Source organism: Paraburkholderia sp. SIMBA_054, assembly GCF_046534875.1.
GTDB lineage: Bacteria > Pseudomonadota > Gammaproteobacteria > Burkholderiales > Burkholderiaceae > Paraburkholderia > Paraburkholderia hospita.
In genome coordinates, this window is record NZ_JAWRXV010000035.1 from 86,269 (window position 1) to 109,026 (window position 22,758).

18 protein-coding genes are annotated in these 22,758 nt (G+C 56.5%); 6 read left to right on the plus strand and 12 right to left on the minus strand.

Annotated elements, in window-relative coordinates:
• Positions 1-46 precede the first annotated feature (46 nt).
• The 4 genes from SB822_RS34285 to SB822_RS34300 all read left to right on the plus strand — a co-directional run bounded on the left by SB822_RS34285 (position 47) and on the right by SB822_RS34300 (position 5,940).
• Positions 47-1,219: an acyl-CoA dehydrogenase family protein gene (locus SB822_RS34285; protein WP_410856661.1), complete on the plus strand. Its 1,173-nt coding sequence runs from the start codon at positions 47-49 to the stop codon at positions 1,217-1,219.
• Positions 1,220-1,378: 159 nt separating this feature from the next.
• The gene (locus SB822_RS34290; protein WP_410856662.1) at positions 1,379-2,728 is read left to right on the plus strand and encodes an MFS transporter; all 1,350 of its coding nucleotides are present in this window, start codon (positions 1,379-1,381) and stop codon (positions 2,726-2,728) included.
• A 12-nt stretch (positions 2,729-2,740) separates the two neighbouring features.
• Complete coding sequence (locus SB822_RS34295; RefSeq protein ID WP_410856663.1) at positions 2,741-4,363, plus strand: GMC family oxidoreductase; 1,623 nt, start codon at positions 2,741-2,743, stop codon at positions 4,361-4,363.
• A gap of 98 nt (positions 4,364-4,461) precedes the next feature.
• A complete protein-coding gene (locus SB822_RS34300; RefSeq protein ID WP_410856664.1) occupies positions 4,462-5,940 on the plus strand; it encodes an NAD-dependent succinate-semialdehyde dehydrogenase in 1,479 nt (492 codons plus the stop codon).
• Positions 5,941-6,008: 68 nt separating this feature from the next.
• Here SB822_RS34300 and SB822_RS34305 read toward each other — a convergent pair whose 3' ends face one another.
• The 12 genes from SB822_RS34305 to SB822_RS34360 form a co-directional block, all read right to left on the minus strand.
• Entirely contained in the window at positions 6,009-6,944 is a 936-nt protein-coding gene (locus tag SB822_RS34305; RefSeq protein WP_410856665.1) for an electron transfer flavoprotein subunit alpha/FixB family protein, read from the minus strand.
• A gap of 36 nt (positions 6,945-6,980) precedes the next feature.
• The gene (locus SB822_RS34310; RefSeq protein WP_410856666.1) at positions 6,981-7,730 is read right to left on the minus strand and encodes an electron transfer flavoprotein subunit beta/FixA family protein; all 750 of its coding nucleotides are present in this window, start codon (positions 7,728-7,730) and stop codon (positions 6,981-6,983) included.
• 367 nt (positions 7,731-8,097) lie between these two features.
• On the minus strand, positions 8,098-8,406 hold the full coding sequence (locus tag SB822_RS34315) for a putative quinol monooxygenase (protein WP_410856667.1): 309 nt from the start codon (positions 8,404-8,406) through the stop codon (positions 8,098-8,100).
• A gap of 25 nt (positions 8,407-8,431) precedes the next feature.
• Positions 8,432-9,289: an SMP-30/gluconolactonase/LRE family protein gene (locus SB822_RS34320; protein WP_410856668.1), complete on the minus strand. Its 858-nt coding sequence runs from the start codon at positions 9,287-9,289 to the stop codon at positions 8,432-8,434.
• Positions 9,290-9,384: 95 nt separating this feature from the next.
• Entirely contained in the window at positions 9,385-10,164 is a 780-nt protein-coding gene (locus SB822_RS34325) for an SDR family NAD(P)-dependent oxidoreductase (RefSeq protein ID WP_410856669.1), read from the minus strand.
• A 384-nt stretch (positions 10,165-10,548) separates the two neighbouring features.
• Positions 10,549-11,769 carry a porin gene (locus SB822_RS34330; protein WP_410856670.1) on the minus strand — a complete coding sequence of 407 codons (1,221 nt, stop codon included), beginning with the start codon at positions 11,767-11,769 and terminating at the stop codon, positions 10,549-10,551.
• Positions 11,770-11,987: 218 nt separating this feature from the next.
• Entirely contained in the window at positions 11,988-13,367 is a 1,380-nt protein-coding gene (locus SB822_RS34335) for an MmgE/PrpD family protein (protein WP_410856671.1), read from the minus strand.
• A 67-nt stretch (positions 13,368-13,434) separates the two neighbouring features.
• A complete protein-coding gene (locus tag SB822_RS34340) occupies positions 13,435-14,211 on the minus strand; it encodes an enoyl-CoA hydratase-related protein (RefSeq protein ID WP_410856672.1) in 777 nt (258 codons plus the stop codon).
• 10 nt (positions 14,212-14,221) lie between these two features.
• The gene (locus SB822_RS34345; RefSeq protein WP_410856673.1) at positions 14,222-14,983 is read right to left on the minus strand and encodes an SDR family NAD(P)-dependent oxidoreductase; all 762 of its coding nucleotides are present in this window, start codon (positions 14,981-14,983) and stop codon (positions 14,222-14,224) included.
• Between the two features lie 63 nt (positions 14,984-15,046).
• The gene (locus SB822_RS34350) at positions 15,047-16,369 is read right to left on the minus strand and encodes an ABC transporter permease (protein WP_410856674.1); all 1,323 of its coding nucleotides are present in this window, start codon (positions 16,367-16,369) and stop codon (positions 15,047-15,049) included.
• Entirely contained in the window at positions 16,272-17,840 is a 1,569-nt protein-coding gene (locus tag SB822_RS34355; RefSeq protein ID WP_410856675.1) for a sugar ABC transporter ATP-binding protein, read from the minus strand. The genes SB822_RS34350 and SB822_RS34355 overlap by 98 nt, the downstream gene beginning before the upstream one ends.
• A gap of 32 nt (positions 17,841-17,872) precedes the next feature.
• Positions 17,873-18,850, minus strand: coding sequence for a sugar ABC transporter substrate-binding protein (locus tag SB822_RS34360; RefSeq protein ID WP_410856676.1), 978 nt, complete (start codon positions 18,848-18,850; stop codon positions 17,873-17,875).
• Between the two features lie 487 nt (positions 18,851-19,337).
• On the opposite strand from SB822_RS34360, the gene SB822_RS34365 reads away from it, so the two are divergent.
• On the plus strand, positions 19,338-20,204 hold the full coding sequence (locus SB822_RS34365; protein WP_410856677.1) for an IclR family transcriptional regulator: 867 nt from the start codon (positions 19,338-19,340) through the stop codon (positions 20,202-20,204).
• A 791-nt stretch (positions 20,205-20,995) separates the two neighbouring features.
• Positions 20,996-22,159 carry a 2-methylcitrate synthase gene (gene prpC / locus SB822_RS34370; protein WP_410856678.1) on the plus strand — a complete coding sequence of 388 codons (1,164 nt, stop codon included), beginning with the start codon at positions 20,996-20,998 and terminating at the stop codon, positions 22,157-22,159.
• Positions 22,160-22,758: the final 599 nt, after the last annotated feature.

Genomic DNA, 22,758 nt, shown 5'->3' on the forward strand with positions numbered 1-22,758 from the left:
CCTGCGAAGGTAGGCCAGACGGACAAAACGCAATAGGAGATTCATCTTGGACTTCAAGTTAACGGAACCTCAGCAGATCTTCCGCGACTCAGTGCGTACTTTCGCCCAACGTGAGTTGGCAGACGGAGCCCTTTCCCGCGCCCACTCAGGCGAGTATCCGTGGGAGATAGCGTCGAAGATGGCGGAGACCGGCCTGATCGGGATTACGATTGATGAGAAAGATGGCGGGATCGGCGGCACCCTGATGGATGCTACTCTCGCCATTGAGCAAATCGCAGCGGTGTGTCCGCGCAGCGCCGACGTAATCCAAGCCGGCAACTTCGGCGCCGTTCGCGTTCTCGCACAGTTCGGGACCCCAGACCAGAAAGAGCGCTATCTTGCGCCGTTGCTGGCCGGCAAGGGATTGATCTGCGTAGCGATGACCGAACCTGGCGCAGGTTCGGCGATGACGGAACTCGCGACGACTGCCAAACCGGACGGTGACGGCTACCGGATTACCGGCAGCAAGATCTTTACCACGCATGGCCTACACGCGTCGGTATTTCTCGTATACGTACGGTTTGGCCCTGGGCTGGACGGCATCGGCTCCGTCCTTATCGAACGAGGCGCTGACGGTTTCACTTTTGGCAAACCCTCGCGTTTCCTCGGCGGAGAAGACTGGAATCCGCTTTTCTTTGACAACGTCTACGTCCCGAAGGAAAACGTGCTTCTCGGGCCAGGCGGCTTCAAGCAACAGATGTCGGGATTCAATGTGGAGCGGATTGGCAACAGCGCCCGATCCCTTGCGCTCGGCCGCTATTCGTACGACTTTGCGCGTGAACATGCATTGACCCGAAACCAGTTCGGAAAGCCATTGTGCGATTTTCAAGGCATTCAATGGAAGTTCTCGAACATGAAAATTCAACTCGATGCCGCACAACTGCTCCTTTACCGGGCTGCTGTGAATGCTGATAGCGGCTTTCCTTCGGCGGAGGAAACCGCAATTGCGAAAGTGATGTGCAACCGCGTTGGTTTTGAGGTCGCCAATGAGGCTTTGCAGGTCATGGGCGGTATGGGCTACAGCGACGAGACACTCGTCGAATACTGCTTGCGGCGTACACGCGGATGGATGATTGCCGGCGGCACGATCGAGATGATGCTCAACCGCATCGCCGAAACTATCTTTGATCGTCGTTTTCCGCAGCGAGCTCCAAAGAGCGCTGACCACTCCGTTAAGTAGCATTTCCGCATCAGGCCACTCGGCACGTGGCCGCTGCCGCACCCTGCTCGTTTAGCGAGGCATGCTGAAAAGGCCGGGCTCGTTCAGACAAACTGTGCAGCCGCTCCCGATGCGAGATGTCCGATTCGTCCGGGAGAGGCGACACACAGGAGGAGACAAGTGAAACGGCCAACAACGAAGCGCACCTTAAGCGCTGCCTCAATCGGGAACTTCGGTGAGCTCTATGACTTCGCCGTGTTCGGGTTCTCAGTACCTTTTATCGCGGCACATTTCTTCCCACGGAGTGACCCTAACGCCGCGATACTCAATACCTTCGCTATCTATGCTGTCGCATTCTTCGCGCGGCCAGTCGGTGGTCTTATGTTCGGCTATCTTCTTGACAGAGTCGGTCGAGTCAAGGTGCTGGCCATCACCATCTGGCTGATGGCGGGTGGAACTGCGATGATCGGCATGCTACCCACGTACGAAAGCATAGGTATCGCAGCGCCTGCCCTGCTCGTAGCGTGTCGATTCGTACAAGGCCTTGCGGTTGGAGGAGAGACCACAGGAAGCACGAGTTTTGTGCTCGAATCAGCTCCAGAGAAAAGAAGAGGGTTCTGGGTCGGGATCGTCTATTTTTTTGGCAACATCCCCAACGCTTTCGTCGCATTCATGCTTATTGGCCTTCAATTGCTGACCGGCAAAGCGGCCTACATCGACTGGGCGTGGCGAGTTCCATTTTTGATGGGTGGTCTGATTGGCATTGTCGGCTATTGGGTTAGACGCAACCTCGAGGACCCCGAGGAATACAAGCAGGCGGCGAAAAAAGACCCTTCCGCGACCCCGCTGCGAGTCCTCACGCGATCCGGCTTGAAGTCGATTCTGTGCGTTTCGATGATCATGTCGCTACAGTCGGTAGCCTCGTATTATCTGCTCGGATTCACGTACACCTTTCTTGTCAAACAGGCAGGTCTCGAATCCAAGATGGCGCTCCTATCCAACGCAATTGCCATCGCAGCATATGCGGTCACGATCCCGATTGGTGGAGCCCTTAGCGATCGGTTTGGCCGAAAAACAGTGCTCACCGGCGGGGCGCTATGGATTGCCTTGATTGCCTGGCTTTCGATCCGCCTTGCCTCGAACGGCACCCTTCTGGATGCGATTCTCGGCCAGGCACTCATCGCCATCGGCATCGGATTCTATGGAAGTGCCACATTCGTTGCTTCGGCCGAATTTTTTCCGACTTCATTCCGCGCGACGGGTCATGCTATCGCCTACCAAGCGACGGTGGCGATTTTGGGTGGGACTTCGCCGCTCGTCTGTGCATGGTTGGTGCGCGCTCTTCAGTCACCTCTTGCTCCCGGATGGTACGTAACCGCTGTCGCTGCCGCGACGGTCATTTTGGTCAGGTTCATACCGGAAACCAAGGACGTCGACCTCCGAACGTCTATCGGAGACATTACGCCCGACAGCCCGTCACAATTCTGCCCCCAACCCGCTGCCTCGCGCAGCACCGGAGACGCCCGGTAAGGAACACGATCTATGGAAATCTACGACTACATTATCGTTGGCGCAGGCTCCGCCGGTTGCGTTGTCGCGCGCGAACTTTCCAGCAACCCCGAGAACAAGGTACTGCTCCTTGAAGTGGGTCCCGACTCTGATCGCTTCTGGGTTCACACGCCAGCCGGTATGGCCAAGCTCTTTTTCGACAAGGAGCTCAACTGGAACTATTTTACGGAGCCTATGCCCGCACTTCGCGGACGCAAAATGTACTGGCCTCGCGGGAAGGGCCTGGGAGGATCAAGTTCTATCAATGGGATGATATACATTCGCGGGCATCCGTATGACTTCGACAACTGGGAAAAACTTGGCAACCCAGGATGGGGTTACGACGATGTGCTTCCGTACTTTAAGGCAATCGAACACAATGAACGCGGTGCGGATGCATATCGAGGCGCAGAAGGTCCTCTGTGGGTCAGCGACCCCGCGGTTAAAGTATCGAGCTCATTCGATTTCATCGAGTCCGCATGCAGGCATGGAATCGAAAAGACCGATGACATCAACGGCAAAGTCCATGATGGCGTTGGCTTCATGCAGCATACTATTCGTGACGGACGCAGACAGTCTGCCTATTTCGCCTTTCTGCAGCCTGTCATGAATCGACCGAACCTCACAGTGCGAACCGGCTGTCGGGTTCATCGCCTACTCTTGGCAAACGGAGAGGCAACCGGCGTCGAGATCGAATGCGAGGGAACAAAGCACACTATTGTGGCTGCCAAAGAGGTCATCCTCTCGGCCGGCTCGTTTAATTCACCTCAGTTGCTGATGCTCTCCGGTCTTGGGCCGGCCGAAGAACTTCAAAGCCATGGAATATCGACTGTGCTGGATTTACCAGGGGTCGGCAAAAATCTTCAAGACCATTTTTACGTTCACACTGCCTATCGGTCGACCGGCTCGAGTTCATACAACAGCAAAATAAGAGGGATGTGGAAGTATCTCGAGGGAGCCCGTTATCTTCTGACAAAGGGCGGCTACCTCGCGTTGGGAACCTCGCAGGTTGCTGCATTCATCAAGAGCAGTCCAGACGTTGACTATGCCGATCTTCAGATCAGCTTTCGCCCGATGACCTTCAATTTTCATCCAAACGGCCACGTTGAGGTTGATCGAGATCCAGGCCTGGGCGTGTCTGTGTTCATTCTGCGTCCGAAAACAACTGGGAGTGTGACGCTACACTCTGCAAACCCAGCGCAAGCCCCAAAGCTCACTCCGAACTTTCTGACGGACGACGAGGATATTCGTGCAATGATCAGCGGCGTAAAGCAGATTCGCCAAATCATGGCATTAAAACCTATTGCATCGCGGGTCCTGAGCGAGCAGTTGCCGGGACCACATATTCAAAGCGACGAGCAACTGTTTGATTTCATGGCAGAGACCGGAAACACCGCATCTCATCAGACCAGTACGTGCAAGATGGGTGGGGACTCCATGTCAGTGGTTGATGAACGACTGCGTGTGAGAGGCATTAAACGGTTACGTGTTGTCGATGCATCCGTCATGCCGCATGTAACGTCCGGAAATACCAACGCGCCCACGCTCATGATCGCAGCCAAAGGAGCGGCCATGATCAAGGAGGACGCGTTGGCGCGGCGACCAATCAGCGCATGATTGACGGTGCATCATCACAACGTTGAAACCGCCGGAGGCGCCACGCATGACACAATCGGCTACGTGGGTGGTTTCAGCGTATCAAGGAGGTATCTTAAATGACGAAGCAGACAGAAAATTCCCCAACCGTGGGAACCGAAAAAGATTACCCAAAAATCGGCTTGTTCCTGAATGGTGAATGGATCTACGATCGCGAATCCTATGCCGACGTCATCAACCCGAGCAACGAGCGTAAACTGGCACGCGTGCCTAAAGCTTCGGACGCCGATCTGCAGTGCGCGCTGAAAGCCGCTGAGAAAGGATTTGTCATCTGGCGGGATACCCCTCCGCAGCAGCGTGTGGCGATTATTCAAAAAGCAGTGAAACTCGCTCGAGAGCGCATAGACGCGATTGCAACGATCCTTTCACTTGAGAACGGCAAACCTTTCGACCATGCGCGGGCCGAAATCGATCGTTCGATGAATTTCTTTGAGTGGGAGATGGGCCAGGCACTGCGCGCTTACGGAATGATTGTACCTGGCGCGCCGCAGATGCAGAAGTTCATCATCCGACAGCCTATCGGCCCTGTATTCGCAGTCACGCCCTGGAACGTCCCCATGAGCTCAGCTGCCCGCAAGACCAGCGCAGCTCTGGCGGCCGGTTGTTCCGTCGTCCTTAAGCCGGCAGAGGAAACGCCGGGGACCGCGTGCGAGCTTGTGAGATGCTTTGAGGAGGCAGGCTTACCTCCCGGCGTTCTTAACCTGGTACTCGGCGATCCAGCGCATATCTCTTCGACACTTATTGCTTCTCCTGTGATTCGCATGGTGACGTTCACGGGCTCCGTTCACGTCGGAAAACATCTTACTCAACTCGCTGCCCGCGAGATGAAACCGGTCTTGATGGAATTGGGGGGACATGCACCGGTGCTGGTTGGCGCAGACGTAAACGCGACCGAAGTCGGCAGGATCTCAGCACTGGCGAAAACGCGAGCCGCCGGGCAGATTTGTGCATCACCCTCCCGATTTATCGTGCATCGCAATTCCTACGCCGACTTTGTGTCCTCATTCGCCGAGACTCTAAATGAACTGCGCGTCGGTGACGGTTTGGAGCGCGGGGTCGAGATGGGGCCGGTTGCGAATGTACGACGGTTGGCTGCGGCGCAGGCTTTGGTCGACGATGCGAGAAATCGGGGAGCGACTGTTGCGGCTGGAGGGCAGAGACTGGGCGAACAAGGCTATTTCTTCGCACCTACACTCCTTACCGACGTGCCGCTCGATGCGGACGTCATGACTATCGAGCCCTTCAGTCCCGTTGCCGCCTGCGTCGCGGCTGAGAGCCTTGATAAGGCCATTTCCATCGCAAATAGCCTTCCCGTGGGCCTGGCGGCATATGCCTTCACCAACTCGCTCGAGGAAGCGGAACAGATTGGGCGACGACTGGAATGCGGGGTTCTATCCATCAACCACTTCGACACGCCCGACGCGGATACCCCGTTCGGTGGTGTCAAAGAGACCGGTATTGGACGCGAGGGTGGCCCGACGAGCCTTGATGCCTATCTCGTCACGAAGACCATTCTGCAAAGTACCGTGAAGGTCTGAGATCTTTGCTCGGGCATCTGGCAGCGAAATCGCAACACCTCATGGGCTGCGATTTCGCTGATTCTTGATTACGAAAGTTCGTTGACAAACTCGGGGATAGCGGAGAAAAGGTCTTGCACCACGCCGAAGTCCGCGACGCTGAAGATCGGCGCTTCTTCGTCCTTGTTGATCGCGACGATGACCTTCGAGTCCTTCATGCCCGCCAAGTGCTGGATCGCACCCGAAATGCCGACCGCGATATAGAGCTGCGGCGCGACGATCTTGCCCGTCTGACCGACCTGATAGTCGTTCGGCACGTAGCCCGCATCGACGGCTGCACGCGACGCGCCCATGGCTGCGCCGAGCTTGTCGGCCAAAGGCTCGAGAACCTTCGTGTAGTTCTCGCCGCTGCCCAATCCACGGCCGCCCGACACGATGATGTTCGCCGACGTCAGTTCCGGACGGTCCAGCTTCGTCACCTCACGGCTCACGAACTGCGAGATGCCGGCATCGGCTGTTGCATCGATCTTCTCGACAGAGGCGCTGCTGCCTTCTGCTGCCACCGGGTCGAAGCCCGTCGCACGCACCGTGATGACTTTGACCGGATCGGCGGATTGCACGACGGCAATCGCATTGCCCGCGTAGATCGGGCGCTCGAACGTATCGGCGCTATCGACTGCCGTGATGTCGCTGATCTGTGCAACGTCGAGTTTCGCAGCGATGCGCGGCGCGATGTTCTTGCCGTAGGCCGTTGCGGGTGCAAGGATGTGCGAGTAGTTCTTCGCGATGTGCAGCACCGTCGCTTCGACGTTCTCCGCGAGGCCTTCGGCCAATTGCGGCGCATCTGCGAGCAGCACCTTTGCCACCCCTGCGATTTTTGCAGCAGCATTGGCAGCGGCCTGTGCGTTGTGGCCCGCCACCAGCACATGAATGTCGCCACCGATCTTCTGCGCAGCAGCCACAGTGTTCAGCGTCGCCGCCTTGATCGACGCGTTGTCATGTTCAGCAATTACCAGAATCGTCATTTGATAAGTCTCCGCTATTCCTTGATCCGTCCGCGATCAAAGCACCTTGGCTTCGGTCTTGAGCTTGTCGACCAGCGTCTTCACGTCAGGCACCTTCACGCCGGCGCTACGCTTCGGCGGTTCGCTGACCTTCAGGGTCTTCAGACGCGGCGTCACATCGACGCCAAGGTCTTCCGGCTTCGCGGTTTCGAGCGGCTTCTTCTTCGCCTTCATGATGTTCGGCAGCGTCACATAGCGCGGCTCGTTCAGGCGCAGATCTGTCGTCACGACTGCTGGCAGCGTGAGCGACAGCGTTTCCGCGCCGCCATCGACTTCGCGTGACACGGTTGCCTTGCCATCCGCAACCACAACCTTCGATGCAAACGTCGCTTGGGGCAAATCAGCCAAAGCAGCCAGCATCTGACCGGTCTGGTTCGAATCGTCATCGATCGCCTGCTTGCCCAATATGACGAGCGAAGGCTGTTCCTTGTCGACCAGCGCCTTCAGCAGCTTGGCCACGGCCAGCGGCTGCAGGTCTTCATTCGATTCAATCAGTATCGCGCGATCCGCGCCGATCGCCAGCGCCGTGCGCAGCGTTTCCTGGCATTGCGTCACGCCCGCCGACACGACGATCACTTCCGTCGCCACGCCTGCTTCCTTCAGACGCACGGCTTCTTCGACGGCGATTTCGTCGAACGGATTCATCGACATCTTCACATTCGCGAGATCGACGCCCGTATTGTCCGTCTTCACGCGGACCTTCACGTTGTAATCAACCACTCTTTTTACTGCTACAAGTACTTTCATATAGATTTCTCTTCTCTGATACATTGTATTGAAGCACGGTCCGGGCGCCCATTCTCACAGTCCATTACAACGACAGAGACAAAGCTCTCGACAGGAAACGGCTCGACTTAGCCTTAGAATATCGGGCAAACCGAAGTCTTCCACTTGCGGATCCTGTTGACCGGTCGCATTAGCGACCTTTGCAGCTATGCGCATTGCACACGTTCGCTCTCGCAAGAGAGCCGCCAACGCGTCCTCCAAGACTTGAAAGTCGGCGTCCGAGATGAAGCCACCGAACCTTTCAGGAATTTGTGCTGGGTTGCTCGCCCTCATGCGGCGCCTCCATGTTCCCGCAATGGAATTTGTTTCAATCGGGAAGTGCGTTCCCTTATATGACGGTCACTCCGGAGACGTCCAGGACGACGTACTTGCTATCAAGTACGTCGAATTTGCGCAAAGCAGCATGCCATGGTGGGACGTCCGGGTGCTCGATATGTCGTTCAAGGCATTTTCGGTCGTCCCAGAGTTCAGACACTCGGACTACACCCGCTTCGAAGCAGTCCTCCGCCACGTCATATGCAATGCATCCCTCATGCAGTCGCGATGCTTCAACCAAGGTTCTCAGGTGCGGCATCAGGTTTTGTACTTGCTCCGGCAGGACTTTGAGCGTGCCGATAACGGCCACCTTGGCTTTCATGATTGCGCTCCGGTGGTTGATCGCATCATCGTCCACGCGAGAAGCCTATCCCGGGTACATCTACTTCGACCTGAAATAGTGCTCCAAGGCGCTTGCCCGCGCCCATGTCGTCAATGGATCCGGTATAGGCACTGCAGAAAAGCGTTTTTCCGTCCGTGCCGCCGAGGACACATGCGATCGCGTGGGGTCCGCAGGTAATCCGGTCCGTCACCTCGCCGCCGTCCAGGACCCGCACAAACTCACCTGTGTTAAAGCTTGCCGCCCAGATCGCGTTTTCCGCGTCAGCACAGATGCCGTCCGGCTGCCGGTTGCCCAGATCAGCGTATAACCGCGCGTTAGACAGGGTGCCATCTGGGCTACGATCAAACGCTGTGAGTCGCGACACCCACGTCTCAGCAACTACCAGGGTACGGCCGTCGTTAATAATCACCATACCGTTCGGGAACTCGACACCGCTCGCGGCTACGTGAATGCCCCCGTTGGGGTCAACGACATGCATATCGGTCGGCTTGCTGGGCGCTCCGCCATGATGATCGTAACCAAAATTTCCGGTGTAGACCCAGCCTCGCTCGTCAACCACCAGGTCATTCAAATCTCCCGCGGCGATGCCTGACAAGTCCCCATGCACCATTGGCGCGCCATCCACCAATTTCAGAAGCTTGCGATCCTGCATCGAAACGACAATGGGCGTCCCGTCTGGCAAAAAGCCGATGCCGGCCGGTCGATGCGGCACGTCACACAAGTGCGTACGCGTTCCATCCGACTGAACTGTGTATAGCTTCTTATCGAACACATCGGAAACCCACAGTCGATTCTGGTGCCAACGAGGTGCTTCGAGAAATGCAAAATCATCGACCCACAGAGTTGGATGGTAGTTTGGCATGGTACTCGTCCCCAAAAACAGTTTGTCCGACGACCGAGTCCGGCTAACGCGACTCCCTTCGCCCTATGCTGCGGCGCTTAGTGGCTGGCCGTATTTCAGATACCTGTCGACTGGCCTCCATCGACGACCATGGCATGACCTGTGGTGAACAACGAGTCGTCCGAGCACAGGAACAACACGGCTGCAGCAATTTCTTCAGGCTTACCCATCCGTCCAATAGGCTCTTGGGCGACAACACGGGCAATTCCTTGGGGCGTATCTCCGGTAATGCGCGACATCATTGCTGTGTCGGTGATGCCCGGGCACAGCGCATTTACACGAATATTCGATTTAGCGTATTCAAGCGCGGCGACCTTGCTGATGGCGGTAACACCGAACTTCGATGCACAGTAGGCACCCTGCCCCTGGATGGCCATGAAGCCTGCAGTCGACGACGTGTTGACGATGACACCGCCCTTGCCGTTTCGAAGCATCAGCTCGACCTGATACTTCATGCAGATATAGACACTGCGGAGATTCACCCGAATTACGCGATCCCACTCCTCTTCAGGCGTTTCATTCAGTTTTTTAACCTGGTGTTCGATTCCCGCATTGTTGAAGGCGATGTCGAGGCCTCCGAACGCCTCCATTCCCTTCGCCAGCGCAGACTTAACATCGCCCCCATCAGCCACGTCGCAGCGTACGGCGATTGCACGCGCGCCAGCTTCCTCGACCAGTCCCGCAGTGGCCCGATTCGACTCTTCCGAAATATCCGCGAGCACCAGGTTCGCACCCTCACGAGCGAAAGCGAGTGCCGTGGCGCGCCCGATCCCGCTACCCGCCCCGGTTACGAATGCGACCTTATCGGTGAAGCGCTTATGCTGGGTTGCAACCATTTTCATCTCCTTGACTGTTGAGCTAGGCCCACGAATTAGTCGCCGCTGGACCCTCGATGGATCTGGTGGAAAGCGCAAGCGGTACGCGCAACAAGTGCGGTAGGCAGGTCGCATCGGCTCATGTACGACCGCGTGACGCTTAATTTACTCTCATAATACGAGATTTTATTACATTTTGGATTGACGTTACACCAGGGGATTTCCAGCAGTTGGGGGATGCGCGGCGTCTGGAACGCGGGAGCGGTCGCGTCACGACCAGCGCCGCATATGGGCTGTAACTACGATGATCTCGCCCCGCTGTCTCTGTGAGACGGCGAAGCATGCGAGCGAACTCGGCCCCATTTCTGGGTTTACGAGTTCGTCCTGGTCAGGTATGCACGGAGCTTAAAAGCGGTGAACGATTCCAACGATCCCGGCGAACATGCTGCGTGAGGACGACGGCGTTGAGTTGAAGCCGTCCCCGATCGTCGCAGTTGCGTCGATCACATTGCCCGCCCCGTTCGTTCCAAGGGTCTTCCCGTTTGCACGCGTGAACGCCTGCAGTGCGTAGAGTCCAGTGCGCTTGGAAAGCGCATAGTATTCGCCGAGACTAACTTGCTGATACTGAGCGCTGTCTGCAATGCCGTTCGCTTTTGTCGCGCGGGTGTAGCTGTAACCTGCAGCAAGATCCCAAGCGACGGTCGGCTTCCAATGCAGCGCCAGCCCTCCCGTATTGAAGATAGCCTCATCGTGATAGCGAGACCCTATGCCCGGGATGTATTGGACGTTGGTGTAGACCGCTCTGACGTCAAACGTGCTGCCAAACGCATAGCTTGCACCGACCGCGAAGCGTTGCTGGCCCTGTGCAGTCTGATAGCCGTTCGTCAACGCAGATACGCCCGCTTGCGCACCGGCATTGGAGGTAGTCGAGTCGGCGCCGAATGGACCGCCTCCCAATGTGGAGTTGTTGATCCTCGAGATACCGACGCCGAATCCGATGGGCCCTTGCATGTACTGCACCGCCGCACTCCAGGTCGAACCGCGGTTAATGCTGCCCGGTACACCGCCCAAAGAGTACGAGCCGCTGACCGTGATACCGTATAGTTGCGGTGACATGTACAGGAGCGTGTTATTCGTGCGATACCCTGTATCTAGCCCATCAACGTCCCCCGGGTGAGCGCCGGAAAATCCCGACAAAAATTGCGTCGGGCCGAACGGGAACATCAACTGATAGTATGACTGGTACTGACGGCCTGCGGTCAGTGACCCGTATGTTTGATTGGTCACCCCGACAAACACCTGGCGGGAGAACATCAGGCCGTTTGTCGCGAGAGCACCTGTTGCACTATTGAATCCTTCTTCCAGAGTGAAGATGGCCTTTGTGCCACCGCCCAGGTCTTCTGCGCCCTTCAAACCAAATCGGCTTCCGTTCCATACGCCATTTGACATCTTGACGGCTGAGCGTCCCCCGGACGTCGATCCAAGGCTGGTCTGGCTGCTCTGGTAGCTGAAGCCGGTGTCAACAATGCCATAGAGAGTAACGCTAGATTGTGCTGCAGCTGACGAACATACGCCAACTGCAATACTTGCCAGAGCCAATTTAGTCTCAACGCGCCGAATTTTCATAGCAGTCCTATTTTTTTGACATGAACTCATTTAATTAAACCACCCATCAGACTGGGCAAAGTTTTACTGCCATCACAACACTTCAATCGTCTTGACGACAGCGTTTTTAACCGCGACGTCAAGGACCTATGTCCACATCGCAAGCGAAGCAATTGCCATGTACTGATTTAGCCCTGCATTCTCTCTCCACATTCCTGGCGGAGATACATTGTGCTTTTTCAGGCAAGTGCCTTTATCAACTCGGTTGAATCATCCATCTGATCAAGCGACTTGGCCATTTCCACTGCACGCTTACTCACAGCGGCGGAAATCGGATTCGCCGCCAACGATGCACATTCAGAAAATTTTCTCCCAATGAGGTCCCAGTCCATCGGTCTGTCTTTCCCGCCCGGCGTCCCCTCTCCAGAACCGGTCAGAATCGCGCCGCTCTTGGTTACGATATCCACGCGCGCGTTAGGCATGTCGCCCTTCCAGTCGAAGCCGGGGTCATCTACCGGAACAACTTTCTGGGCCGCTGCCAGCACCGCCTCGTCCCGAAGCCCGTCCGCCGTAAATTGTCGAATTCTCATTTCGCCATACACCGCGGCCGCGGCAAGGCAAAACGGAATGCTAAAGCGTGCATCCATCGCAGAGGCTGGACGGCGTCGTGCCTCCAGTGGGTACGACATTTGTTGTGCGAAATCGCCCACATACGGGCGAATCTCCGCAATGTCGCCCGCTTTTAGTTCATGCTTTCGGATGAGCTCTAGCGTGGCATGGATATATGTATGCGAGATGCCGCACGTCGGCCAGGGCTTGTATTGAATCGTGCTACCCTCGAAGCGGCTGCCCAGCCCATTCAGTATTCTGGCGCGATCATATTCGCCTTGAAAGTAGACGTTCATCACCCCGGCTTTCCCTTCGAAGACACTCTGTGTCCCCGTCACACCTTTCTGAGCAAGCCATGCTGAAAGAACCGCGCTTTTGGCTACGAACCCTGCGTACAATTCTCCCAGATCGCTGTTCGTGCCAAAGCGCATCTCAAGGGTGCCGCACGAGCCGAGGCTTGCAATGCCTAGAGCATTCGCGACCTGCTCTTTGTTCAGGCGAAGTACGTACGCCACGGCCGCCGTGGCGGAGAAGACGCCCAGCACTGTGGTGACGAGCCAGTCCAAACGCTGTTGAAGGCTGCGACGCGTCCGGAAAAACAGATCCTGACCGATGGCAACCGCGCTGATCAGCTGCTTCCCGCTGATACCACCGACATGCTCAGCCGCAGCAAACACTGCCGGGATGAGGTAGCTGCTCGAGTGATTGCCATCTGGTCCCATATCATCAAAGTCCAGACAGTGCGCCATAGCTCCGTTTGCAAAAGCAGCCATAAGCGGAGGAGCGCGGTCGCCGAAGCCCAGAATGCTGCACTCCGGCTGCCCTCCACTCTCGCGGACAATCTCGACGACGCTTTGAATCGCTGGAACGGATCCGCTAGCCGCCAGACACACACCCAGCACATCAAGAATGCTCTTCTTCGCCGCCTCAATCGCATCAGCCGGAAGATCTTCGAAACGGCAGGCCGATATGTAGGATGCGAACTCGTGTGAAAGATCTTTGGATTCCATTGAATTTATTCGCTGTACAAGATGGTTCAGTTTCGAGCAATGTCGCGTAAGGCGCGGCTGCCACCGTTCATCGTCCCTGGAAGCTAGGGGTTCTTTTGTCCAGAAACGCTGTCATGCCCTCTTTCTGATCTGCAGAGTCGAACAACACCTGGAAGGCTCTTCGTTCAAGCATCATTGCCGTCTCGATTGGAGCGTCGGCTCCGACGTGCACAACTTCCTTAATTGCACGCACAGCGAGGGTAGGCATTTCCGCGATCGTGCTGGCGACTTCGAGCGAACGCTTGAGTACGCTCCCGTCCGGCGACAGTTCGGACACGAGGCCTAAGGCGTAAGCCGTGCGGGCATCGATTCTTTCCCCAGTGAGCAAAAGACGTAGCGTTTGATACTTCCCGATCGTTCTCACCATGTGCTGGGTGGCGCCCGCGCCAGGCATCACCCCGAGCCGAACCTCAGGTTGAGCGAACTGCGCGCTTTCACCGGCGATAATGATGTCGCAACTTAGGGCAAGTTCGCATCCACCGCCGAGCGCATAGCTTTCGACCGCGGCAATTACCGGCTTGCTGCACCGCCGAACCGCTTGGAACATCCTGTCGGTAGCCCTCAAGGTGTGTTCGATTGGTGTCAGTGCTTGCATTTCAGCAACGTCACTGCCCGCAACAAACGAAGATCCGGCGCCCGCAATAACGATTACGCGAACCTGAGTGTCCCTGTCGAGGGCCTCGATAGCATCAGCCAACAGCTGCTTGATTTCGAAGTTGAGCGCATTACGGCGTTCTGGTCGATTGATGGTTATCAAAGAGACACCAGGCGCGGGTTGCTGGATTTCGACGAGCGTTTCGTTCATTCTTTTACCTTCAGCGGTAGCTCGCCGTCATCCCGCCGTCAACGACGACGGTTGTGCCGGTGACATAGCTTGCAAAGTCCGAAAGGAGGAAGAGCGTGACGTTCGCAACTTCTTCTGGTGTACCGATGCGCTTCAAGGCAACGCCTTCGGCGATGTTTTGAAACGTGCCACGATTCCGATTCTGGATTGGCGTATCAATGACACCCGGTGCGACGGCATTTACCCGAACGCCGAATCCACCCAGATCAATTGCCATCGCGCGAGTCATGTTGATCATGGCCGCCTTCGAAGCGACGTAGCTAACTCGACTTTCCCTCGCCGACAAGCCACCGATGGATGCAATGTTAACAATGGAGCCTCGTTTAGCTTCGGCCAGTTGCCGCGCTGCTGCGCGACAGAAATACATCGCGCCATTCAGGTTGACGTCCAATACCTGCTGCCAGCTTTCATCCGTGAGGCTCAAGATGTCCGCCGGGTTAACAATGCCAGCGGCAGCCACTGCATGCGTCGCCGGGCCATGAGTGCGCGCGATGTTTGCAAAACATTCGTCGACGGCACGTGAGTTCCGGACGTCAACCAGGTAGCAATAGGGAGCGCTTCCATCCGAGTCGTGATAGAGCTTTTCTGCCGCTGCGTGCAGCTTCTGCTCGTCCCAATCGAGCAGGAGCGGAGTTGCTCCTTCTGCGCGCAACCGCTCGCACACAGCGAGGCCAATGCCGGACGCTGCACCCGTCACAGGTACGACAGCCGATTCCATGTTCCACGTGCTCATTCAGATTTTTGCCTTTAAGAGGATGAAGTGAATTTCAGATTTGCCGCGTCACGAAACTCGTTCTCACTTGCCCCGCCGACGTGTTCCACCGACTGTATAAATCGCAGCGGCTGCTACAACGACCGTTCCTTCGAGGAGACCTTGATAGTTCACGCCGAGGTTCAAAATGTTGAATCCATTGGTCAGTGTGAAAAGCAACAACGCACCGGCGACGGTCTTTCCGACACTTCCTGCGCCCCCGAATAATGAGGTGCCGCCAAGAATGGCTGCAGCAATGACCGTCAGCTCCGCGCCAGTCAACGCTGCTGGATTGACAGAGCGCAGACGGCTTCCGAAGAGGATCCCGGCGAACCCAGCCGCCGCACTGCAAAGAACGAACGCGGCAAGTTTGTACCGTACGACGTTGATGCCCGAAAGCCTTGCAGCTTCAGGATTTCCACCCACCGCATATACACGCCTTCCGACCATTGTGAACGACAGGACAAACCAGACGACAGTCGAGAAAGCAACCATATAGATCACGATTTTCGGAAGAGCGAGTTCCCGCCCACCGGCCCAGGCCATCGCCAGCAGGCACACGGCACAGACGCCCATGCCCACTGAAACTGGCGAGACTCCTCTGCCGCTCCGACGCGCCTTAAGAAGCATCCAGAGGCTCTCGGCAGCTAACAGCAAGCCAATCGCTGTGAGCGCAGTTCCGATGGGCCAACGTCCGGTCTCGAACGCCCGCATAGCGCCGATCACGCGTGGATTGTCAACAGAAACGGTTCTACCGTCTGTCACGATCAGAACCACCCCACGCAAGGCTGTCATTGTTCCGAGAGTAACGATAAAAGCGTTAATACCTAGATATTGAACGATTACCCCGTTCAACAGGCCGGCACCGACCGCGACGAGCATTGCGACCAGACAAGCCGGTACGAATCCGATTGAGTCGGCGAGTCCCACCATGACGGCAGCCGAAAGTGCAGCAACCGATCCGACTGACAGATCGAAGTTTCCCGTGATAAGGATGACAGTCATCGCTACCGCGATGATCGCCATTAGAGAAGACTGCTGCAGAACATTCGACAGGTTCTGAAAGCTCAGATAACTCACGTCGCCAGAATATGCTGCGGCGACAGATAGCAAGGCAACAACAAGGGCCAGCGCGTAATACACGCCCATTTCGCGGAGCCCTAATACGCGACGCCAGTTTGTCGTTGCTGCGCGCGAATCCGATGGCACATTATCGGATGAAATGACCTTATACATATCGTCAACCTCACGTTGTGATTGAGGCAATGGGTTACGAAAGGGATTGCGCACGATGCTCCATTGACCCATTGCCTGCATCATCACCCAGTGCACCGGCGACCTGTCCGCCCGCGAGCAGGACGAGCTCATGTTCCGACGTCTCGTGACCCACTCGCTCTGCAACGCATTTGCCATCGCGCATGACAACAATCCGGTCCGACACGGCAAGCAATTCTTCTAATTCGGAAGACACAATAATCACCACCATCCCGGCGTCTGCGAGGTCTCGCACGAGGCGCAGGATATCGGTCTTTGCGCCAATGTCGATGCCCGCGGTCGGCTCATCAAGGAGTAGCACCCTGACATTCCCAAACAACCACTTCGCGATGGTCACCTTTTGTGCGTTGCCGCCACTCAACTCAGTGACAAGGACATCTGGAGACTGTGCCTTGATCTTCAGGCGCTCGATGGCCTCATTCGCACGCTGCATTTCCATCTCGCGCACTGGCAAGCAGTTTCTCCATGAAACACCGCCAAGCGCCGGCAGCGTTGTATTGCGCCAGACCTCGAAGCCAGGGATTAGGCCCTGCCCCATCCGATCTTCCGGCACCAAGGCAATACCCGCACCTACAGCGGCGACCGTCGAACGCGCAATTGGAGTACCAAGGACCTCGACTGCGCCTGTCGCGTGCCGATCTGCTCCGAAAATGGCGTGCAACAGTTCCGTTCTTCCTGAGCCCAGCAGCCCCGCAATGCCCAGCACCTCGCCGGTCCGGAGAGCAAGAGAGACAGGCGAAAGCTTTCCAGGAGAACAAAGATTCTTGATATTGAGAACCACCTCTGCGTCGTCCGAAAGCTTTTTCGGTTCGGCTCGTACCATTGCCACGATTTGACGACCGACAATTGCTTCTGCAATACGTGCCTCGTCAACGTCGCAGGTCTCCGCGCGCATGACCGCCTCGCCATCCCGCAGGATCGTGACGCAGTCCGTGAGAGATATCACTTCATCAAGGAAGTGCGAAACAAAGAGGATGGCTTTCTTTTCGACCCCAGCGAGACGACGGACCGTCTGATACACGACCTCGCGCTCTTCCATTGCAAGGGATGCCGTAGGTTCGTCCATGACAATCAGTTCTGCGCCGCTTCCCAGTGCCTGGAAAATTGCCACCATCTGGCGTTGGCCAATAGATAGGTCACCGACCTTTGAGTCGGGGTTCAGCCAGTAACCCACTCGCTCACAAAGGTCGCTAAATGCCTTGCGAGATGCCATAGTCTGGCGCCAGCCTCCTTTCGCGCCCAGGAAAACGTTCTCGAGCACCGACAACGTCGGAACGATAGGGATGTGCTGATGAATCGTTGCGACACCCATATCGAGTGCTTCCTTTGGACTAGAGCACTCGACTACAGAGCCTTTCCAGAGGATTCTTCCGCCAGTAGCAGCGAAGGCACCGGACAGAATTTTGATCAACGTGGACTTGCCGGCGCCATTCGCACCGAGCAAGCCATGAACCTTTCCGCGCTCGACGGAAAGATCTACACCACGCAGGGCGACCGTCCCATTCGGAAATGTCTTCGCGACTCGCTCAAGCTTCAGGAGCGGCGCTTCCTCGCTAGTCGTCATACCATGTCTCCAAACCCCGGGCGCACCGTTTTCTAGAACTGAGGCACACACTCGGATAGGTTGTCCTTGGTCACCCCGACCTGCTTATATGTGATCAGCTGAGCTTTTGGCGAGCTCTTGTTTGTAGCCGCGTCGTAAAGCGCCTTGGCTGAAAGCCGACCCATCGTTTCTGGCTTGGAGCAGACGGAGCCTGACATCTCACCAGCTTTGATGGCATCAATGCCGCGCCTTGAACCGCCGTCAGCCGCAACGACTTTTGCGTGAGCGCCCATATTGCGGATCGCACGACTGCACCCGAGACCCAAGTCGTCGTACTGGGCGAAGAAAAGGTCTACATCAGGATGAGCGGTGAGGATATTCTGGCAAACGGCTTCGCCCTTCACTTCCGTCCAGTCCGTCGGCTGAGAGGCAACGATCTTGTACTTGACGCCGGCTTTCTTCAGACCTTCCTCGAACCCTTGGCTACGCTGCTTCACGGCGGCCACGCCAGCCGACCCTTCGACAATTCCGATTTGCGCGACGCGGTCCTTTGGCAGGAATTTCGCTGCCATCAGACCCGCGATCACACCGCTTTCCACGTCATCGCGAGTAACCAGGGCGGTCAGTTTCGGATAGACATCCTTTAGCGGAACCTTCTCGGGATCGCCCACCTGCACACCCACAGAGACGAACGGGATGTTGCTTTCATTTGCGCGATCGATCCATGTCTTCGCTACCACAGAGTCGAGAAGGATAGATCCGATGCCGTCCACCTTCCGCGTGATGAGATCGTCGACTGCGTTCCCTTGCTTCTCAACGCTACCTTTCGGATCGAGAACAATGGACTTGACGCCGAGTTCCTTCGCCTCGGCCTGAAATCCCCGCACCTCTGCGGCGTTAAACGGGTACTCCATGTTCGCGGCCACGATGGCAATCGTGACTTCCTTCGCCACGGCTGTCCCTGCGATCAAGGTGAGCGCTACGGATGCGCTAGCCATGCCGAACCGCTGAATTGCCGATGAGAATTTCATCTGTCTCCTCCATGGTTTTAGGGGCGAGATAGTTCGCTGCCAGCGCTGGGATGCGCACTTCGAGGCTCCCGGACCGGCCATGGTCATGTATTAAACGTAGTCCATAAACTAATCCCGTCATTTGAGAGTTTATACAACACCTCGACGGATGCAACTAGGGGTTGTCACCGGGTACAAGGCGCTGGCAGAGCAGGAGATGATTGGAGAAAGTCAAGCACTAAGGGCTGCGTGGCGGCATCCGGAGCCGATGTCAGCTACCAGTCTGCGAGGCGCCCGGCCATGGTTGTTTACAACTCTGTGGAGTGCTGTGCTCCGCGGCACGGACCAGAAGGACGCGAACGCTCGAGGGCCGGATGCTGGCCAGACAGAAACAGACGGAAAATTTAAGCATTTAGATTATGTTAAAATCTCACAAGCCGGGAATTGCTAAGACCACATCGCGGTGGCTCCCCATCGTTTTATACAAATCCAGCCGAAAGATCGAATCATGGACACCAAGCGTTCGCTGAAGAAAAATAAACCTCTCTCGGTTGAGCCTGTGGACACGATAGAGGACGGCGCGGCTCTCGCTGCATCAAACAGCTTGGCGCGAACCCTCGGGATTCTGAACCTTTTCACACCGGCCGCGCCCCTTTGGTCGACTGAAGCGATCATTCAGTCCCACGGGATGTCTCGTTCGTCGGGATATCGGTACATCAAGGCGCTGGCGGACGTCGGATTAATTGCGCCAGTGTCCAATGGCTACTACATCCTCGGCCCGAGAATCGTCGAACTCGATCGGCAGATTCGGCAATGCGATCCCTTGTATATCGCAGGTGGGCCAGTAATGAAGGAACTGGTGACAGAAACCAAGCACTCGGCGCATCTGTGTGCGTTGTTTAGCGGAGCAGTGCTTTGCGTTCGGGAACGGCTGACGGATGACAGCCCAGCGAACCTGTTCACGCGCGGCCAGACGCGCCCGCTCTTTCAAGGGGCCGCATCCAAGATCATCCTCCCTTACCTGCGCCCTCACCAGCTGCGCAGTTTGCACGCCAAGCATGCTTCTGCAATAGCGGCCGCTGGACTGGGATCCGACTGGTCGGCCTTTCGCGCTACGCTCGCGAAAATCCGAACCGCAGGCTATACGATGACGGTTGGCGAGTTCAACCCTGGGGTTATCGGTATCTCAGCGCCCGTCTTCAACAGTGAAGGACACATCCTTGGAAGCATTGGCATTGCGGGTGCCGAGTCTCACTTCACACGCGCAGAGAAGGATCGCTGTGTGACCGCCGTCATTCAGGCTGGTGAGCAGATCAGTGAGCGCATTGGAGCCATCAGCGTCGGTATTGACAAGCCGGCACGGGCCGTTGGCTAATCAGGCAATCCAATCATTCAGTTGCTTCGAAAGGCGGCTTTGATTGCTCGTCAGCGATGCCCGCCGCCAGGCGCCGACGATCCGTTATTGTTTTGAGTGGACTGGGCGCTGACCATTTAACAGGTCAGCGCCTCGTCGAGATCCGAATCGTCCGGGCGGAAGGACGCGCTACCCGGATGTCGACCTGCCGACGCCCTAGAAGATTTCTAGCGTTGCGAACACCGCGTCTGCGGAGATATCTGTGGAAGGGTCCTGAAATTCGTTGATGGCGAAGATCCACAGTAAATATCGGCGGAGTGTACCGGGGCAAAGACGCATTTTTGACATGTAAGTCCTTTGTGCTGACGTTAGGTCGCTCCTCTCTTCCTGCTGCCTGCAAGACCGCTTCCCGCCGACAGAACGCAAGCGAAGACTAGCGCGAAGTCCCTTCCTCGCTCAATAAATATTTCCCCGTAAGGTGAGCTTTTCTTACACATAACAATGGTCGGCCGCGAGGAGTCGGCCCAGAGCCCCCGTTGTTTTCGGGCGGGGATGTCTACGATCTCAGCAAATCTTCTGTTGCATAAAATCCCACAATAAAAGACAATATTTCAAACCATCTCAAGAACGTCGATGCGGTCAGCGCGTCCGCCAGTACGAATCGGGAAAGCACTACTGTTTCGTCCTGTTGACGGCAACGGTTAGCCCGACCGCGACGCTGGTCGTTGACGAACGCTGATTTCGCGGTAGCGGGCGGCTTGGTGGGCAAACTCGTGCGCCGCAGGGCGCTCACTTGTTTTCGAGGAGATCAAATGACCGAAGCGCAATCTGTTGCTCCAACGACTCCGAAACCAAAGAAATCCGTCGCACTGTCCGGCGTCACTGCGGGCAACACCGCACTGTGTACGGTAGGTAGAACCGGAAATGACTTGCATTATCGGGGCTACGACATTCTCGACATTGCCACCACTAGCGAGTTCGAGGAGATTGCCTACTTGCTCGTACACGGCAAGTTGCCGAACATCGCGGAATTGAAGGCATACAAAGCAAAGCTGAAGGCGCTGCGCGGCTTGCCCGCAAATCTCAGAGCCGCATTGGAATGCATCCCAGCGTCGGCACATCCGATGGATGTGACGCGCACCGGTGCCTCGCTTCTTGGGACGATCCTTCCGGAGAATGACGATCACAATATTCCGGGTGCGAAAGACATCGCCGATCGTCTGATGGCCTCGTTCGGCTCGATGCTGCTCTACTGGTTCCACTTTTCGCATAACGGCAAGCGCATCGAAGTAGAAACCGACGACGATTCTATTGGCGGCCACTTCCTTCACCTGCTGCATGGAACAAAGCCGCCGAAGGCGTGGGTCGACGCGATGCACGTTTCCCTTAACTTGTATGCCGAACACGAGTTCAATGCCTCAACGTTCACTGCACGGGTGGTAGCCGGCACGGGCTCTGACATCTACTCGGCTATCACCGGTGCAATCGGCGCGCTCCGAGGTCCAAAGCACGGTGGTGCGAACGAGGCGGCATTTGAAGTGCAAACCCGTTACCAGACGCCGGATGAAGCTGAAGCCGACATTAAGCGTCGCGTTGAGAATAAAGAAGTGGTAATTGGCTTCGGACATCCCGTATACACGATCTCCGATCCCCGAAACAGCGTAATCAAGGAGGTCGCAAAAAGTCTCTCGAAGGAAGCGGGCGACACCAGGCTATTCGATATCGCCGCGCGGATCGAATCGGTGATGTGGGACGCTAAAAAGATGTTCTCGAACCTTGATTGGTTCAGCGCCGTGTCGTACCACATGATGGGCGTGCCCACTGCCCTGTTCACACCATTGTTCGTGATCTCGCGAACTTCCGGCTGGAGTGCACACATTATCGAGCAACGAGTCGATAACAAGATTATCCGCCCCAGTGCGAACTATGTCGGGCCGGAAGATCAACAGTTTGTTTCGCTGGAAACCCGTGCATAACCGCCAGTTGCCACTTCTTGGCGACCGTCTCGAGGCCTTGATTCATTTGGGGGTCAAATCCAACTGTCTTCCTAGCCCGTGCTTAATCATCTCCTGAGGACTTGTCCCGCCACCCGGCGGGATTTTTTCCGTCATAGTGACTCAATGAGCGCAGCGAAGGGAGGAACACGTGGGTCTGCTGTAATGCATCACAGGTCTAACAGGACACGCAATCGCGCAGCGCACGGACCCTATCCCTACGCCAGCCATTCTCGTGGGCTCGAGCCCCAAACGCCCCATAGAGGAGACTGTGGTTCTCGTTATTTGCGGTCGCAAACGTCGTTGTCCGCACTATCATCGGTGCCTGAGGAGAACGCTGCGCTCCGACGTGTCTCAAGGTCTGCTTCGCTTTGCTGTGCCGCGTAAAACTCGACCGTGCCGGCCGCGGCCTGCAGCGGCGCCTTCGCCCCTTGGGAAGCTGCCCTCAGCCGCATATCGCGGGCCTTTCTCCTCAATGGCTCCGGGAGCCAGGTCCGTTCATGTCGGCGTTGTTGCATAAATCGGTGTACCGCGCGCCGATCTGACGTTTACGCGCAACGGTAGTGACGGCACCCCTGTTA

Bases quoted from the DNA above. Each gene is read 5' to 3' on its own strand.
- SB822_RS34295 (WP_410856663.1), top strand. From the start codon at position 2,741: ATGGAAATCTACGACTACATTATCGTTGGCGCAGGCTCCGCCGGTTGC.
- SB822_RS34300 (WP_410856664.1), top strand. From the start codon at position 4,462: ATGACGAAGCAGACAGAAAATTCCCCAACCGTGGGAACCGAAAAAGAT.
- SB822_RS34305 (WP_410856665.1), bottom strand. From the start codon at position 6,944: ATGACGATTCTGGTAATTGCTGAACATGACAACGCGTCGATCAAGGCG.
- SB822_RS34310 (WP_410856666.1), bottom strand. From the start codon at position 7,730: ATGAAAGTACTTGTAGCAGTAAAAAGAGTGGTTGATTACAACGTGAAG.
- SB822_RS34315 (WP_410856667.1), bottom strand. From the start codon at position 8,406: ATGAAAGCCAAGGTGGCCGTTATCGGCACGCTCAAAGTCCTGCCGGAG.
- SB822_RS34320 (WP_410856668.1), bottom strand. From the start codon at position 9,289: ATGCCAAACTACCATCCAACTCTGTGGGTCGATGATTTTGCATTTCTC.
- SB822_RS34325 (WP_410856669.1), bottom strand. From the start codon at position 10,164: ATGGTTGCAACCCAGCATAAGCGCTTCACCGATAAGGTCGCATTCGTA.
- SB822_RS34330 (WP_410856670.1), bottom strand. From the start codon at position 11,769: ATGAAAATTCGGCGCGTTGAGACTAAATTGGCTCTGGCAAGTATTGCA.
- SB822_RS34335 (WP_410856671.1), bottom strand. From the start codon at position 13,367: ATGGAATCCAAAGATCTTTCACACGAGTTCGCATCCTACATATCGGCC.
- SB822_RS34340 (WP_410856672.1), bottom strand. From the start codon at position 14,211: ATGAACGAAACGCTCGTCGAAATCCAGCAACCCGCGCCTGGTGTCTCT.
- SB822_RS34345 (WP_410856673.1), bottom strand. From the start codon at position 14,983: ATGAGCACGTGGAACATGGAATCGGCTGTCGTACCTGTGACGGGTGCA.
- SB822_RS34350 (WP_410856674.1), bottom strand. From the start codon at position 16,369: ATGAGCTCGTCCTGCTCGCGGGCGGACAGGTCGCCGGTGCACTGGGTG.
- SB822_RS34355 (WP_410856675.1), bottom strand. From the start codon at position 17,840: ATGACGACTAGCGAGGAAGCGCCGCTCCTGAAGCTTGAGCGAGTCGCG.
- SB822_RS34360 (WP_410856676.1), bottom strand. From the start codon at position 18,850: ATGAAATTCTCATCGGCAATTCAGCGGTTCGGCATGGCTAGCGCATCC.
- SB822_RS34365 (WP_410856677.1), top strand. From the start codon at position 19,338: ATGGACACCAAGCGTTCGCTGAAGAAAAATAAACCTCTCTCGGTTGAG.
- prpC (WP_410856678.1), top strand. From the start codon at position 20,996: ATGACCGAAGCGCAATCTGTTGCTCCAACGACTCCGAAACCAAAGAAA.